The sequence below is a fragment of the Oceanobacter antarcticus genome, from assembly GCF_044962685.1.
GTDB classification, from domain to species: Bacteria; Pseudomonadota; Gammaproteobacteria; order Pseudomonadales; family Oceanobacteraceae; genus Oceanobacter; species Oceanobacter antarcticus.
The window spans coordinates 1-15,062 of record NZ_JBBKTX010000031.1 but is presented as its reverse complement, the minus strand read 5'-3'; the positions used below and the strand labels follow the sequence as shown (position 1 = coordinate 15,062).

14 protein-coding genes are annotated in these 15,062 nt (G+C 54.1%); 9 read left to right on the top strand and 5 right to left on the bottom strand.

The annotated features are described in order from the left end of the window. The first annotated feature begins 59 nt into the window (after nt 1-59). The 3 genes from stpA (at nt 60) to ahpF (ending at nt 4,014) form a co-directional block, all read left to right on the top strand. Nucleotides 60-1,307, top strand: coding sequence for a glucosylglycerol 3-phosphatase (gene stpA / locus WG929_RS18840; protein ID WP_416207306.1), 1,248 nt, complete (start codon nt 60-62; stop codon nt 1,305-1,307). A gap of 262 nt (nt 1,308-1,569) precedes the next feature. Then, on the top strand, nt 1,570-2,127 hold the full coding sequence (ahpC, locus tag WG929_RS18835) for an alkyl hydroperoxide reductase subunit C (protein WP_416207305.1): 558 nt from the start codon (nt 1,570-1,572) through the stop codon (nt 2,125-2,127). Between the two features lie 324 nt (nt 2,128-2,451). Further along, nucleotides 2,452-4,014: an alkyl hydroperoxide reductase subunit F gene (gene ahpF / locus WG929_RS18830; protein WP_369856428.1), complete on the top strand. Its 1,563-nt coding sequence runs from the start codon at nt 2,452-2,454 to the stop codon at nt 4,012-4,014. Nucleotides 4,015-4,107: 93 nt separating this feature from the next. Here the strand turns inward: ahpF and WG929_RS18825 are convergent, their stop codons facing one another. The 3 genes from WG929_RS18825 to WG929_RS18815 form a co-directional block, all read right to left on the bottom strand. Further along, entirely contained in the window at nt 4,108-5,094 is a 987-nt protein-coding gene (locus WG929_RS18825) for an MBL fold metallo-hydrolase (RefSeq protein WP_416207304.1), read from the bottom strand. 197 nt (nt 5,095-5,291) lie between these two features. Next, a complete protein-coding gene (locus WG929_RS18820) occupies nt 5,292-6,293 on the bottom strand; it encodes an LLM class flavin-dependent oxidoreductase (protein WP_416207332.1) in 1,002 nt (333 codons plus the stop codon). A gap of 129 nt (nt 6,294-6,422) precedes the next feature. Further along, nucleotides 6,423-6,998 carry a TetR/AcrR family transcriptional regulator gene (locus WG929_RS18815; protein ID WP_369856432.1) on the bottom strand — a complete coding sequence of 192 codons (576 nt, stop codon included), beginning with the start codon at nt 6,996-6,998 and terminating at the stop codon, nt 6,423-6,425. A gap of 99 nt (nt 6,999-7,097) precedes the next feature. Here WG929_RS18815 and WG929_RS18810 point away from each other — a divergent pair, with 99 nt between their 5' ends. Both WG929_RS18810 and WG929_RS18805 read left to right on the top strand, forming a co-directional pair. Beyond that, nucleotides 7,098-7,787: a glutathione S-transferase family protein gene (locus WG929_RS18810; protein WP_416207303.1), complete on the top strand. Its 690-nt coding sequence runs from the start codon at nt 7,098-7,100 to the stop codon at nt 7,785-7,787. Nucleotides 7,788-7,815: 28 nt separating this feature from the next. Next, nucleotides 7,816-8,253: a PaaI family thioesterase gene (locus WG929_RS18805; protein WP_416207302.1), complete on the top strand. Its 438-nt coding sequence runs from the start codon at nt 7,816-7,818 to the stop codon at nt 8,251-8,253. Between the two features lie 33 nt (nt 8,254-8,286). On the opposite strand, the gene WG929_RS18800 is transcribed toward WG929_RS18805, so the two are convergent. Next, nucleotides 8,287-8,721, bottom strand: a complete 435-nt coding sequence (locus tag WG929_RS18800; protein WP_416207301.1) for an MAPEG family protein — start codon at nt 8,719-8,721, stop codon at nt 8,287-8,289. Nucleotides 8,722-8,887: 166 nt separating this feature from the next. Here WG929_RS18800 and WG929_RS18795 point away from each other — a divergent pair, with 166 nt between their 5' ends. Further along, a complete protein-coding gene (locus tag WG929_RS18795) occupies nt 8,888-9,616 on the top strand; it encodes a hypothetical protein (protein WP_416207300.1) in 729 nt (242 codons plus the stop codon). A 7-nt stretch (nt 9,617-9,623) separates the two neighbouring features. Here the strand turns inward: WG929_RS18795 and WG929_RS18790 are convergent, their stop codons facing one another. Further along, nucleotides 9,624-10,571 carry a LysR family transcriptional regulator gene (locus WG929_RS18790; RefSeq protein WP_416207299.1) on the bottom strand — a complete coding sequence of 316 codons (948 nt, stop codon included), beginning with the start codon at nt 10,569-10,571 and terminating at the stop codon, nt 9,624-9,626. Nucleotides 10,572-10,728: 157 nt separating this feature from the next. Here WG929_RS18790 and WG929_RS18785 point away from each other — a divergent pair, with 157 nt between their 5' ends. The 3 genes from WG929_RS18785 (at nt 10,729) to WG929_RS18775 (ending at nt 14,893) form a co-directional block, all read left to right on the top strand. Continuing rightward, nucleotides 10,729-12,144, top strand: a complete 1,416-nt coding sequence (locus WG929_RS18785) for an acetyl-CoA carboxylase biotin carboxylase subunit (RefSeq protein ID WP_369856439.1) — start codon at nt 10,729-10,731, stop codon at nt 12,142-12,144. A 27-nt stretch (nt 12,145-12,171) separates the two neighbouring features. After that, nucleotides 12,172-13,971 (top strand): sodium-extruding oxaloacetate decarboxylase subunit alpha, encoded by a 1,800-nt coding sequence (oadA, locus tag WG929_RS18780; RefSeq protein ID WP_369856440.1) that lies wholly within the window; start codon nt 12,172-12,174, stop codon nt 13,969-13,971. 259 nt (nt 13,972-14,230) lie between these two features. After that, nucleotides 14,231-14,893, top strand: a complete 663-nt coding sequence (locus tag WG929_RS18775) for a carbonic anhydrase (RefSeq protein ID WP_369856441.1) — start codon at nt 14,231-14,233, stop codon at nt 14,891-14,893. Nucleotides 14,894-15,062 lie beyond the last annotated feature (169 nt).

Genomic DNA, 15,062 nt, shown 5'->3' with positions numbered 1-15,062 from the left:
CAAAACGCATTAGCAATGGTATGGTCTTTGTTTGAAGAATCAGCAACGACGGAGCCTTCATGACCCCAGGTCTTTCTTCTTATCAATGGCATACCGATATATCTCCCCTGGCTGACACCCTGACGACAGCACCGGATTATCTGATTATTCAGGATCTGGATGGCGTCTGTATGGGATTGGTGAATGACCCGCTGAGCCGCAGGATGGATCCCGGTTATGTGCATGCAGTGCGTAACCAGGAAGGGCGTTTCTATGTTCTGACCAATGGCGAGCATATTGGCAAACGCGGTGTAAATCCGATTGTTGATCGGGCGTTAGGAAATGACGTTGCCAAAACCGAAGGGCTGTATTTACCCGGTCTGGGCGCTGGCGGGGTGCAGCTGCAAAATCGTTTTGGCAAAGTCTCTCATCCGGGTGTCAGCTCACAGGAAATGGCCTTTTTGCTGCAAATCCCGGTCAAGTCCCGCTATTTTCTGATTAACCTGCTGGGCAACTCACCGTACAACCTTGCCAGGGAAAATATCCAGCTGCTGGCGGAAGCCGTGGTGCTGGATAACCGCGCTTCGCCGACCATCAATGCCAACTTGCTGAGTGCAGTACTGGGTTCGGTCACCACTGTCAGGCAGTTACAGCAAGACCTGCAGCGCTTTATGACCCGGCTGCTGCAAGACGCGCAGTCCCAGGGGATGGGGGAGTCGTTTTTTATTCACTACGCTCCCAATCTCGGCACCGATCAGGCCACTGGGCTGGAACGTATCAAACCTGCGGATGACAGCAGTTGGGGCACGACCGACTTTCAGTTCATGCTCAAAGGAGCGGTGAAAGAGTCCGGCGTACTGGTGTTACTGAATCAGTATTTCGCCGCCAAAACCGGGGCCTATCCGCTGGGAGCAGACTTCAGCGTGCGTACTGCGCCCGGCTCCCATAACGCGCTGCTGGAACTGGCGCAATCTGCTTTTGATCCGGCGTTAATGCCCAGAATTATAGGCGTTGGCGATACCATCACCTCTCACCAAATTGATGGTGAATGGCAACGCGGCGGCAGTGACCGGGGCTTTCTGACGTTGGTTCAGGACCTCGGCCAGGCGTTTGATTCCGACAACGTTGTGGTACTGATCGACAGCAGTGGTGATGAGGTTATACGCCCGGCAGTGGATGCCGGCGCACTGCAGCGTTATTGCGCCACAGACCCGCAATACTGGCAAGCAGTGGCCGGATTAAGTGATGCCAATGACCCGCTACGAGTGAATTTCGTGCTCGCTGGCCACTCTGAGTACCGGGCGTTTTTTGTTGCTGCGTTGGGTTAACCGCTGTGCTTGAGCTGCTCGATTCGAGATCTGCGAAGCTGGTATTGTTGAGTGCTGGCAGCAGACGGATGGACAGCGGTTGACATCTGCTGGCGGATAACCCTATTTTCTCTCGGGGTTATTTATGATCCTGATTGCGACATCGGTCGATCAGTAATGACTATAACCCCCTTATAAAAGATCAATTTAATCTATGATCTGAAAACGCGCATTATAAACCTCGTTCCCAGTCACATCACATTCACTCCATGGAGTAACAACGATGATCAACACTGAAATCAAGCCATTTGCAGCGACCGCTTTCAAAAACGGTGAATTCGTAGATATCACTGAAGCCGATGTGAAAGGCAAGTGGGCAGTATTCTTTTTCTACCCAGCCGACTTCACCTTCGTATGCCCAACCGAACTGGAAGACCTGGCCAGCAAGTACGACGAACTGCAAGGCATGGGTGTAGAAGTGTTCTCGGTATCTACTGACACTCACTTCTGCCACAAAGCATGGCACGACACTTCCGAAGCTATCGGCAAAATCAACTACTACATGGTCGGCGACCAGACTGCGACTATCACCAGCAACTTCGGTGTACTGCGTGAAGGCCAGGGCCTGGCAGACCGAGCTACCTTCCTGATTGATCCAGAAGGTGTGATTCAGGCAATGGAAATCACTGCTGAAGGCATTGGCCGTGATGCAGACGACCTGATGCGTAAAGTGAAAGCAGCTCAGTACGTGGCATCTCACCCAGGTGAAGTGTGCCCGGCCAAGTGGAAAGAAGGTGAAGCGACACTGGCTCCGTCTCTCGATCTGGTTGGCAAAATCTAAACTGATCGAAGTTGACTGCGTTGCTCATGCAGCGTTGGAATCAGGCTCGAAATGCTCATTTACAGACTCGTAAACTCCTCTTTCTCGCCTGATTCCGCCTTGCCTGACCTGCCTCACCGATGCTTCGGGTCGTAGGCCAACCCAAGGTTATCCACATCGATGCAGCGTTACAGGGTGGGTCTTGCCCACCAGGGGTTCCGGGCCAGCTTTGGAACCCCCAGCCTTGATTTTTTACCCACCCCATGGCGATTTATCTCACTGTGGATCTTGATAGTGGGTAGAGACTCGCAAATTTTTAACTCAATTCAATCCGGATGGTGATTTATGTTAGATACCAACATGAAACAACAACTGGGCACCTATCTTCAGAAAATCGTTCGTCCGATTGAGTTGACGGTGTCTGTAAACGAAACGCCCAAGTCCAAAGAACTGGAAGAACTGGCGCGTGAAATTTCTGACATGTCAGGGAATATTGCCCTGACCATCAAAACTGATGACGCGGGCCGAGTGCCACGTATGGCGGTTGGCCCGGAAGGCGAGCCAGCCCGTGTCACCTTTGCCGGTGTGCCGATGGGCCACGAGTTCACCTCGTTGGTGCTGGCCTTATTGCAAGCCGGTGGCTACCCGAGCAAGGAAAAAGCGGAATTACAGCAACAGGCCAAAGGTCTCTCCAAATCACTGAACTTCGAAGTGTACATTTCGCTGTCGTGCCACAACTGCCCGGACGTGGTGCAGGCCATTAACCTGATGGCGGTACTGAACCCGAATGTGACCGCCACCATGATTGATGGCGGCGTCTTCCCTAAAGAAGTGGAAGAGCTGGGCATTATGGCGGTGCCGACGCTGATGCTGAACGGCGAACCGTTTGGTAATGGCCGCATGACGCTGGAAGAAATCCTCAACAAGGTTGACGATAGCGCCGAAGAGAAAAAAGCCGCTGAACTGGCTGCCAAGGCACCGTTTGATGTGCTGGTAGTGGGGGGTGGCCCAGCCGGTGCGTCGGCTGCCATTTATACCGCCCGTAAAGGTATTCGTACCGGTATTGTGGCCGACCGTTTTGGTGGTCAGGTGATGGATACCATGGCGATCGAAAACTTTATCTCCGTCAAGGCGACCGATGGCCCACGACTCGTCGCCGGGCTGGAAGAACACGTCAAGGAATACGATATTGACGTGATGACCAACCAGCGCGCCGTCAACATCCGCGAGATAGACGGTGCAGATGGCAAAAAGATCAAGCAGGTTGAACTGGAAAACGGCGCAATATTAACCGCCAAAGCCGTCATCCTGGCGACCGGTGCCCGCTGGCGCGAAATGAACGTACCGGGTGAAGACCAGTACAAAACCAAAGGCGTGGCATTCTGCCCGCACTGTGATGGCCCGCTGTTCAAAGGCAAGCCGGTGGCCGTGATTGGTGGTGGTAACTCCGGTATCGAAGCCGCGATTGACCTCGCCGGTATCGTTGAACACGTGACCGTACTGGAATTTGCCGACACCCTGCGTGCCGACGCTGTGCTGGTGAAAAAAGCCGAATCGCTGGCCAACGTCACCATCATCAAGGAAGCCATGACCACAGAAGTGATAGGCGACGGCAACAAGGTGATTGGTCTGAAATACAAGAATCGCCGCAACGATGAAGAACACCTGTTAGACGTAGCCGGGATCTTCGTCCAGATTGGTCTGGTACCGAACAGCGATTTCCTGAAAAACAGCCTCGAACTCAGCAACCGTGGTGAGATCGTGATTGATAGCCGTGGTCAGACCAGTATGCCAGGAGTGTTTGCTGCCGGAGACGTCACCACCGTGCCGTTCAAGCAGATCATCATCTCCATGGGTGCCGGAGCGACCGCCGCACTGGGGGCGTTTGATTATCTGATTCGTAATTGAGTCAGGCCGCCACAGGCCGGTTATTAGCAGAAAAAAGCCACCGTAGCGATACGGTGGCTTTTTTATTGATCGGTCTAAATCTCGATCTGTTGGTCATGCCTGACTTTTTTTCGTCAGCCACACTTCCAACCCCTGGGCATTCAGATTGGCATCGGTTGCCAGCCACTGTTTGGCCAGGGTTATATCGAATGCGGGATTAACCTGTTGTACCCGTTCCAATAACCAGGCGGCCAAACTGTCGGTGATGCGTTGTAGGCGTCCTTCTACGGGTGTCTGTTGTTGTTCAGCGATAGCCACTACCGTATCGAGAGAGTCGAGTAGCTGCTGAACATTATGCTCTGTGGGCCGAATGGCACCGTAGTGGGTCAGGTACATACATTCCGGCTTTAATCCGGCCAGGCGCAGGATGCTGGCACGCATGGCTTCGGGGTCGAAGTGTATGGGCGTGGTGGTGACGAATAACAGATTCTCACCGGCATCGTTATCAAACATACGGTAAGAGACGCCGAAGGTGTCGCCGGTAAAGATGCTGTTGCTGCCACTGTCGAGAACACAAAAATGGTGTTTGGCGTGCCCTTGTGTATCGAGGAAGGTGAGGGTACGGCCGTTAAAATCGAGTGTAAACGCATCTGCAGCTTCTATCACCCGTTCGGCAGCGATCGGTATCAGTGCGCCATACAATGAGTCGTATCGTTCATCGCCATACACTGCACGGGTTCCGGCCTCCAGTTTGGAAGGATCAATCATATGGGCTGCGCCCCGAGGGTGAATCACCAGACGGGCATTCGGGCACTCAGCCATCAGTTTGCCAGCGCCGGCGGCATGATCGAGATGGACATGGGTCGGAATCACATAATCGACCTGTTCCGGAGTCAGGCCCAGGGCGGCAATATGATCAAGTATGTGGGGAACGGTGTAGGCGGTGCCGGTTTCTATAATGGCCAGGCGCTCACCCTGACGAATCACATAAACGCTGGCTACACCAGGGGTGACGTAGTCGGCATCCAGCTGCCAGATACCGTGGGGATGGACGATGGCTGGCGGATAAGGGGTGGGCAGATTGGTGGTTATTGTTGTCATCAGGCACCTCTGGTTGTTTGGTCGTCAGTAGGAACGGTCTTATTGTCAGTACATCAGCAGTGTTGATAAGCCGCAACCAGACGAAGGATCAACGGGACGTTGTCTTCTGGCTTTGGCGGTGTTTATGCTGACAGCGGTTTCATGTGGAATAATTGGCCTCGCCACGAGAGATTGTGGTGTTACTGCAGAACCGCCAGTCAGTTGCCGACAACAGCGTCCATCACAATCTCCAGCGCATCCAGTCGCTTTTGCCGATCGTAAATGTCGTTGGTAAACATCAGTTCATTCACGCCCAACTCTTTCACCAGCGCTTCCAGTTTGAATGTCAACGTTGCCGGGCCGCCCACCACGGCCATGGCAAGAAAGGATTGCACCTGGGCTTGCATCGGGATGTCCCAGAGTTCATCCATATTGGCTACGGGTGGCGGCAAGAACAGCGGTTGGCCACTCATCAGCGCCATCACCCGTTGCTGGCTGCTGGTGGCAAGGTAATGGGCTTCTTTATCGCTGGCAGCGGCAATCAGGGGAATGGTGGCAATCGCATAAGGTTCGGATAGCTGTTCAGAAGGACGGAATTGTTGCCGGTACAGGGCCAGTGCTTCATGCAGGTAGCGTGGGGCAAAATGGGCTGCAAAGGCATAGGGCAGGCCTCTGTGAGCGGCCAGCTGTGCACTGAACAAGCTGGAACCCAGCAGCCAGATGGGCACATGGGTTCCGCTGCCTGGATAGGCTTTGACCCGTTTGCCGGAAGTATCATCACCTAACAGTCGTTGTAGCTCGGCGACTTCGGCGGGGAATTGTTCGGCGCGCATGTCGTCGCGGCGTAACGCCCGGCTGGTGATGGGATCGGTACCGGGGGCACGACCAAGGCCGAGGTCAATACGATCCGGATACAACGATGCCAGGGTGCCAAACTGTTCGGCAATCACCAGGGGCGCATGATTAGGCAGCATGACACCGCCGGAGCCGACTCTGATCTGTTGGGTCTGAGCCGCTATCTGACCAACCAGTACTGAGGTGGCGGAGCTGGCAATACCTGCCATATTGTGGTGTTCCGCCAGCCACAGACGTTTGAACCCCAATTGATCCGCATGGCGGGCGTGTTCCAGCATGTGCTGAAGGGTTTGGGGAATATCTGAGCCTTGCGGGACGGTGGCCAGTTCCAGTAATGAGAGTGGGGTATCAGCAAGCAATGACATGGTGGCCTCGTTCAGTTTGGGGTAGAGCCGTCGATAAAAACCAGCAACAATCAATCGGTTGAATTGCCATGCTGTCATGCTTGTTGCGGCAACAACAGGGGGCGGTTTGGTACGGAGTGTTGCAGCCTGCTAGAGGTTATCCTGGATGCCGGTCTTACAAGCGTTCAGTAACTCTTGTTGCAGCTCGGGGTCGTTCACTGCTCGGGCAATGGCGACACCACCAATCATCATCACCATATTTTGCAAAACTTGTGGTCGATCGACCTGTGCCACTTCCGACATTTTCCCCAGCATGCCTTTTAACAAACGGGTGTAACAGCTGCGTACCGGTTCGTCGCGCTGGGCAATATCGGTGACCAGAAAAGCCATCGGGCAGCCGCCGTGCTGGCCACTGACGTGCTCTTCGCTGAGGTAGGTCTCAACCAGGCGGTTCAGACTAGGCGGGGCGCTATCGACGGTCGGTTGGTCTGCGCTATCGGCACCAAGGGCATAACGAAAGCGGCGTATTCCTGCCCACGTCATGGCTTCGGTGTACAACTCGGCTTTGGATTTGAAATGGCTGTAAAACGCTCCTCGGGTCATATCGGCGGCGGCCATGACCTGATCAATACCGGTTTGTTCGAAGCCTCTGGCGGCAAACAGCCGGGAGGCGGCCTTGAGGATACGCTCGCGGCTCTGTTGTTTGTGTTCCGGACTCCAGGCCATGGTTGGCTCCTAAAATATGTTCTTGAACATATTTTGAGTCGGGGTAGGGTGCTAATGCAAGCGATGCTTTATTTCAGACCCCATGCGGAGGGACGAGGTATGACTGATCTGAGGATGACCGATCTGGATACACCGACGCTTTACGGAGCCCATTTCAGCCCATTTGTACGAGCTGTTCGAATCTACTGCGATGAACTTGGGCTGACTCATGTTCATACCCAGGCGCTGTTAGGAGAGCCGATTGCATTTCGGTCGCCAGCGCATCAGGCGTTAAACCCGTTTTTGAAGATTCCGGTCTTATTGCACCGGGATCTGGTGTTGTTTGAGAGCCCAGCGATTTGTCGTTATCTGGCCGGTTTACCGGGCGCGCAACCACCGGAGCAGGTGCTGATGCATGCCGAAAAGGCGCTGGTCGATCAATGGGCACTGGTGGCCAGCCAGTACGCCAGCCAGAACCTGATGGATGGCCTGCTACTGGAACTGGCATTTCCCAAGGGTGAGGATGGCCAGATTCGTATGGATCGGGTGCAGGAAAACCTGCCTGCAGCCCGCGTATTTCTGGCCATTATTGAGGTACAGCTGAATCAACACAGCTGGCTGGCCGGTCAGCATTACAGTATGGCCGATGCCCTGATCACGCCATTTTTGCATTACGCCGACCAGGCACCCGTGCTGGATGCCGAAGGCAAGCTGATTAAACAGAGGACGGCGCTGGCGGATTACCTCGAGCGCTTGCGAGCGCGGCCATCTGCCGTGTATCTGAACCACCCCGATACTCAATCCCGTTAACCAATCCTGTTAATCAGAAGAGGCTGTTATGAGTCGATTAAACCCCATGATCACGCTGGCACAATTAAACACCCTTGGTGCTGGCCATCTGCCAGGTCTGTTGGGTATGGAAATACTGGCGTTTGATGAAGGTCGGCTGGTGGCTGCCATGAATGTCACGCCGCAACACCTGGCACCCAACGGCTATTTGCACGGCGGCAGTGTGGTGTCGCTGGCGGATACGGCCTGTGGCTATGCCACCGTACTGCATTTGCCGGAAGGCGGGCAGTCGTTCACTACGATCGAATTAAAAACCAATTATCTCGGCACGACCCGTGACGGCCGTGTGGTGTGTACTGCAACGGCGCGGCATCTGGGTAAAACCACCCAGGTCTGGGATGCCGAAGTGGTGGATGAGACGAGTGGCAAGACCATCGCCTTGTTTCGTTGTTCGAACGTGATTTTGTACCCGCAAGTCTCTTCCTGATCGGACAGTAATACACGCCAGCTTGTTCGTGGATTAACGGCTGCTCAGCAGATGAACCGTTACCATCACGATTAGCATGACGTTCACCAACAGCCCGATGCTGTAAAAATAACTGCGCGGGCTGGGATTCTTCTCGGTCGCAATGGCGTAATACAGCGCCATATGCAGCAGGCGGGTTATGGCGTAAATCCAGCACATCAGCCCCAGGTGTACGGCATCAAATCCAGACAGTAGACCCACCAGTACCGGGCCGACCATCATTGGCAGGTTCTCCAGCGAGTTCATAAAGGTGCGGTGACTGCGGAACACAAAGGAGGCATGGCTCAGTTGTTTGTCAACGATACCTGGGATGTAATGCGGCTGTTTGCGATGCGCCAGAGTGGCTACCAGGCTTTGTACCAACAGTGTGGCAAACATCAGCATCAAGGCCTGTAAGGCCAGGCTGTATTGGTTGACTAATTCTGGCACGGGGTGCTCCTGTTGTGATCGGCAGAGAGAGGCCGGTCTGGGTGTTTATTATGAGCCGATTGTATTCTGCTCGGCGGTAACCGGTGGGTGCTTTTGTCCGGTAATATTAGCGACTTCTTCATAAACCAATGCAAGAATGTCCGAATTCTCTGCCAAAGGATTGACTATGCGCTGTCTGGATCGCTGTTTCCGCCTGCCTTCACTTTTGCTGCTGTTAGCACCGTTATTACCGTTGGCCAGTACACAGGCTGCTACTGCCAATACACAGGCTATTACTGATGGCGGCGAGGCTGTTGCCGCGCAAGATATGCACGAAAAGTCACGCTCACTGGGGCGTTGGTTTATCGATTCCCATTTTCAGCCGAACAATACCCGTGTGGTTCTCAGTCGCTTTGTACCAAACTATCGACAGCAGCCATGGGCGGGCGGAAATCGATCGTTCCAGCAAATCCAGGGTGTGGAAGTGTCCTTGCGGCACGCCTTGTCCAATTATGTCGGTGTTGAGCTGAATAGCTATTATGTCTGGGCCGACAGCTGTCAAACGCTGTACAGCGCTGCTGCTACCAAGAGAGATTGCAGCCGGGTGTTACAGTCGAAAGGTATCAGTGTGGGGGGAGAACTGGGTACTCGTCTGCTCAAACGTTGGTACTCAGGTGCGTTGGCAGCTGGATTGTATTATGAAAATCTGGAGCATAGAGGCAGCGATAATGACATCCAATCAGGCAATGTACCCGGTGTCTGGTTCGCGGTGCGACAGTCACTGAATGTGTATCGCTTCAGTTTTGATGGTTCTGTTGGTATGCGCGGTGCATTGGCCAACACCTATCAAGATTACGAGGTCGAACGGGTGCAATATTTTGGCTCATTCGGGCTGGGCCTGCGTTTCAACCTCTGACACCGTCTCAGTCTGTCTGGCTTGGGGCTGCGCTGCTGACGCTGGCTGAGCGGCGGGCAAATTGCTGTTCGATAGCCTGGATGCTGTCCTGGACAAAATCCACAAAGGCCCGCATCGCCGGGTTCGGTTGCTTGTCGCTGAGGTACACCAGACACCAGGAGCGGCGTAACGGAAAGCCCGCTAGTGGCAGTTGTTTCAGACTGCCGTTCTGTAACTCCGACAGTACCGTCAGCTTCGGTAATACCGTTACTCCCAGGCCCGCGATAACCGCGTGTTTCAGGCCGTCGTTGGAGTCGATCTGCATGATTGGTTGCAATGGAATACGGCATTGTCTACTCCACAGCTCCAGCGCCTGACGGGTACCGGATTCTTCCTCGCGGATAATCAGCCCTTGCGCCAGAAACTCCTGAATACCCACTTCGCGGCGTGCCAGCAACGGGTGGCCGGGAGCAACCAGCGGGATCAGCTCATTGTCCAGAAACGGCAGTGTGGCCAGGGTTTTATCCACTGGAGCCATGCCCATCACCACCAGATGATCGGTGTTATCGTGCAGGCGTCGCATGGACTCGGAACGGTTTACCATCCGCACATGCACCCGTACTTGTGGGTGGTTGGCCATAAAGTCCTGCAACAGATACGGCAGCACGCAGTGAGCGGTATCAACCGCCGCAATATTCAGCTCACCGGCAACCTGATTGCCCATCATTACCAGTTGATTTTGTAACGCCCCCAGTTCATCAAAAATGACGTCGATGCAGGAGGCCAATTTCTCCCCGGCGGCAGTGCAGAACAGTTTGCGGCCGACGTATTCGAATACCGGCTGCTTCAGCGCCTGTTCCAATTGTCGTACTTGTGAGCTGACGGCTGGCTGGGTCAAACCCAGTTGCTCCCCGGCCTTGCTGTAGTTGCGGTGCCGATAAACAGCCCGAAAGACCTGCAGCTGTCGGAAAGACAATCGATTGACCAATTGTTGCACAGAATTTGGCATATAAGACCGGAGTAAATAGCTGACTATAAGGTAAAACTTATAGCTATCTAAAATAATATCAATTTTGGATCAATATCCGAGTAACGTAGTGTGGAATGCATCAACCACGTTTGAGGCTTGACTCATGCTGAAGAAGGTACTGATCGCCAATCGCGGCGAAATCGCGGTGCGTATTGTGCGCGCTTGCGCCGAAATGGGAATTCGCTCGGTCGCCATCTACACCGAGCCTGACCGCTATGGCTTGCACGTCAAGCGGGCCGATGAAGCCTACTCGCTGGGGGAAGATGCGCTGGCCGGTTATCTTGATCCTTTACGGCTGGTAAACCTGGCGGTAGAAACCGGCTGTGATGCCATTCACCCTGGTTACGGTTTTCTGTCTGAAAACGCCGAATTTGCCCGCCTGTGTGAAGAAAAGGGTGTCACCTTTATCGGCCCGAAATCTGCCGTTATTCATGGTATGGGTGACAAGACTCAGGCCCGTGACTCGATGCGTGGTGCTGGCGTGCCGGTTACCCCCGGCTCTGACGGCAACCTGGCTAACGTTGACGAAGCGCTTGAGCTGGCTGAAACCGTGGGTTATCCGGTGATGATCAAGGCGACTTCCGGTGGCGGTGGTCGTGGCATTCGTCGCTGCGACAGCGCGGAAGAACTGATACAGCAGTACCCTCGGGTCATTTCCGAAGCCACCAAGGCCTTTGGTTCTGCCGATGTGTTCCTGGAAAAATGCATTGTTAATCCGCGCCACATCGAGGTACAAATTCTGGCCGACAGCCACGGTAACGTGATCCATCTGTACGAACGTGACTGCTCGATCCAGCGCCGCAACCAGAAACTGATTGAGATTGCACCCAGTCCACAACTCACGCCGGAGCAGCGTGAGTATGTGGGCAACCTTGCCGTCAAGGCTGCTGCCGCAGTGGGCTATGAAAATGCCGGTACGGTTGAATTCCTGCTGTCTGGCAACAAGGTCTACTTCATGGAAATGAACACCCGTGTTCAGGTGGAGCACACCATTACCGAACAGATTACCGGAGTCGACATTGTCCGCGAGCAGCTGCGTATTGCTGCCGGTTTGCCGCTCAGCTACCGTCAGGAAGACATCAGCTACCGTGGCTTTGCCTTGCAGTTCCGCATCAACGCCGAAGATCCGAAAAATGATTTTCTGCCCAGCTTTGGTCGTATCACCCATTACTATGCACCAGGTGGGCCGGGAGTACGGGTCGATACCGCCATTTATACCGGTTACGACATTCCGCCCTACTACGATTCCATGTGCCTGAAACTGATTTGCTGGGCATTAACCTGGGAAGAAGTGATCGCCCGAGGCAAGCGTGCCCTCGACGATATGCGCCTGCGCGGAGTGAAAACCACCGCTCCTTACTACCAGCAGATTCTCAGTCATCCGGATTTTGAAAAAGCCGTCTTTGATACCAGTTTTGTGCCTAGCCACCCCGAGCTGCTGAACTACTCGGAAAAACGTCACCCCAGTGAAATTGCCCTGGCGCTGGCCGCGGCCATCGCAGCCCACATGGCCGCCTGACTCCCACTTTGACCAGGAGATTTGAAAATGATCAAGAAGCCAGTACAAGTAACAGACGTTACTCTGCGTGATGCGCATCAGTCACTGATTGCTACCCGTCTGCGCACCGAAGACATGCTGCCGATCTGCGAAAAAATGGATCAGGCCGGATTCTGGTCGCTGGAAGTCTGGGGCGGCGCTACGTTTGATGCCTGCGTCCGTTTTCTGAAAGAAGACCCGTGGGAGCGTCTGCGTCAATTACGCGCTGCGCTGCCGAACAGCCGTTTGCAAATGTTGCTGCGCGGCCAGAACCTGCTCGGCTACCGTCATTACGCCGATGACGTGGTTGAGGCGTTTGTTCATAAAGCCGCTGAAAACGGGATGGATGTGTTCCGGGTATTCGACGCCCTCAACGATCTGCGTAACCTCGAAACTGCCATGAAAGCGGTCAAGGCCGCTGGTAAACACGCCCAGGGCACCATCTGCTACACCACCAGCCCAGTACACACGCTGGATCTGTTTGTGCAGCAGGCCAGAGATCTGGTCAACATGGGTGCAGACTCTGTGGCCATCAAGGATATGGCCGGTCTGCTGACCCCGTATGGCACCTATGATCTGGTCAAGGCGTTAAAAGAAGCCGTGGACGTGGACGTGGTGATTCACAGCCACAGCACCTCCGGTCTGGCGCCGCTGTGTCAGATGAAAGCAATCGAAGCGGGAGTCGACCGCATAGACACCGCCATCTCCTCCTTTGCCAGTGGCACCAGCCATCCGGCTTGCGAATCCCAGGTGGCCGCCTTAAAAGGCACAGAATACGACACCGGGCTGGATCTGGAGCAGCTGGGTGATATTGCTGACTACTTCCGCGAGGTACGCAAAAAGTACCACCAGTTTGAATCCGAGTTCACTCGGGAAGACGTCTCGGTGCAAATCAACCAGGTGCCGGGCGGCATGATGTCCAACCTCGCCAACCAACTGAAAGAGCAAAACGCCCTCGACAAGATTCGTGATGTGTTTGCGGAAATTCCACGAGTACGCGAAGACCTCGGCTTTCCGCCGCTGGTAACCCCCACCTCCCAGATTGTTGGCACTCAGGCGGTGTACAACGTGCTGGCCGGAGAGCGTTACAAAACCATCACCAACGAAGTGAAACGCTACCTGCAAGGCGGTTATGGCAAAGCACCGGCAGCGGTAAATGCCGAACTGTTAAAGCAGGCAATTGGCTCGGAAGGTATTATCGAAGCGCGTCCAGCCGACTTGCTCGATGCCGAAATGGCTCGACTGAAAGCTGATATTGGTGACCTCGCCCTGAGTGACGAAGATGTGCTGACGTTCGCGATGTTCCCGGACCTTGGTCGTGAATTCCTGCAACAGCGGGCTGCAGGCACGCTGGTGCCTGAGGCGCTGTTACCGGTTGGCAGTGATAGCAAAGCAAAAATGGGTGTGGCGACCGAGTTCACCATTGATGTTCACGGTGAAAGCTACGACATTGCCGTTACGGGTGTGGGTGACTTTGGCGCTGGCAAACGCAAGATCTACCTCAGCATGGACGGCGTGCCGCAGGAAGTGATCTTCGAACCACTGAACGAATACGTTGACGATGGTGCCAGCAAAGGCCGCAAACGGGCAACCGAGCCGGGCCATGTTACCGCGACTATGCCGGGTAACGTCGTGGATGTACTGGTCAAAGAAGGTGACGAGGTGAAAGCCGGGCAGGCCGTTATGGTAGCGGAGGCAATGAAGATGGAAACTGAAATTCATGCCAATGTGGCCGGTACCATCCAGGCCGTTTATGTTGCCAAAGGGGATCGTATTACACCGGGAGAAGTGCTGATCGAAATTGGCTGATCAACAAACCGCCAAACAGGTCTGTAAAACGGATCTGCTTGGCGGGCCAATCACAGCAGATCAGTCGCGGAAGAATAGCGGCAACCAGGGTAGCAGTAGCAACAGAATCGTCAGCATCTGGTCGTGCTGCTCAACTCCGCCGTTGTTGTCGGAATTATTATTATTCTCGAGATCAAAAAGGATGTGTTGCCGATGCGGGTAACGTAACCTCCGGCTTATAATTTTGAACAATCGTTTGATGGAATTTTGAGGAAGCAAGATGAAAAAACTGGTGCAGGGCGTGCTGAATTTTCAGCAAAACGTCTATCCGGCAAATAAAGACCTGTTTGGTGAACTGGCCGATGGCCAGAGCCCGGATGTCCTGTTTATTACCTGCTCCGATTCCCGCATCGACCCCAATATGGTCACTGGCTCCGAGCCAGGCGATCTGTTTATTTGTCGTAACGCGGGTAACATCGTGCCGCCGCCATCCAACTTCACTGGGGGCATGACCGCCTCGATCGAATACGCTGTTGCCGTATTGGGTGTGCGCCATGTAATTATCTGTGGCCATACCGACTGCGGCGCGATCAAGGGTGCGCTGGATATTCAAGCCATCAAGGATCAGGGTTTACCACACGTAAAAGAATGGCTGGGTCATTGTCGTTCCGCCATGGATATTGTCCGTGAACGCCATGGTATTTCCTGGAATGAACCGCTGGATCCTTGTTACCTCAACGAAGCCATCAGCCAGAACGTATTGCAGCAGGTCGCCCACATTCGTACCCACCCCTGCGTCGCGGCCAAAATTGCCACCAAAAAGATCTACCTGCACGGCTGGGTGTACGATATCAAGAGCGGTAATATTCTTTGTAGCGATGAGCAATGTGAAGAGTTCGTGCCATTTGCAGAACGTTACGCGGAACAAATCAAGGATCTCTAACACTTGAGGTACCGGTGCGTGCCTGATCTGACAGGCACGCCCAGGTTCCTAGTGTCCCTTAACAAAAATAAATAGAATTTATATGAGTGGTTATAGTCTACTTTGAGGAGTGCATTTTCAGGCAGAGGCAAACCATGGGACGACCAGTCAAAGTGCTCGACATCACTGA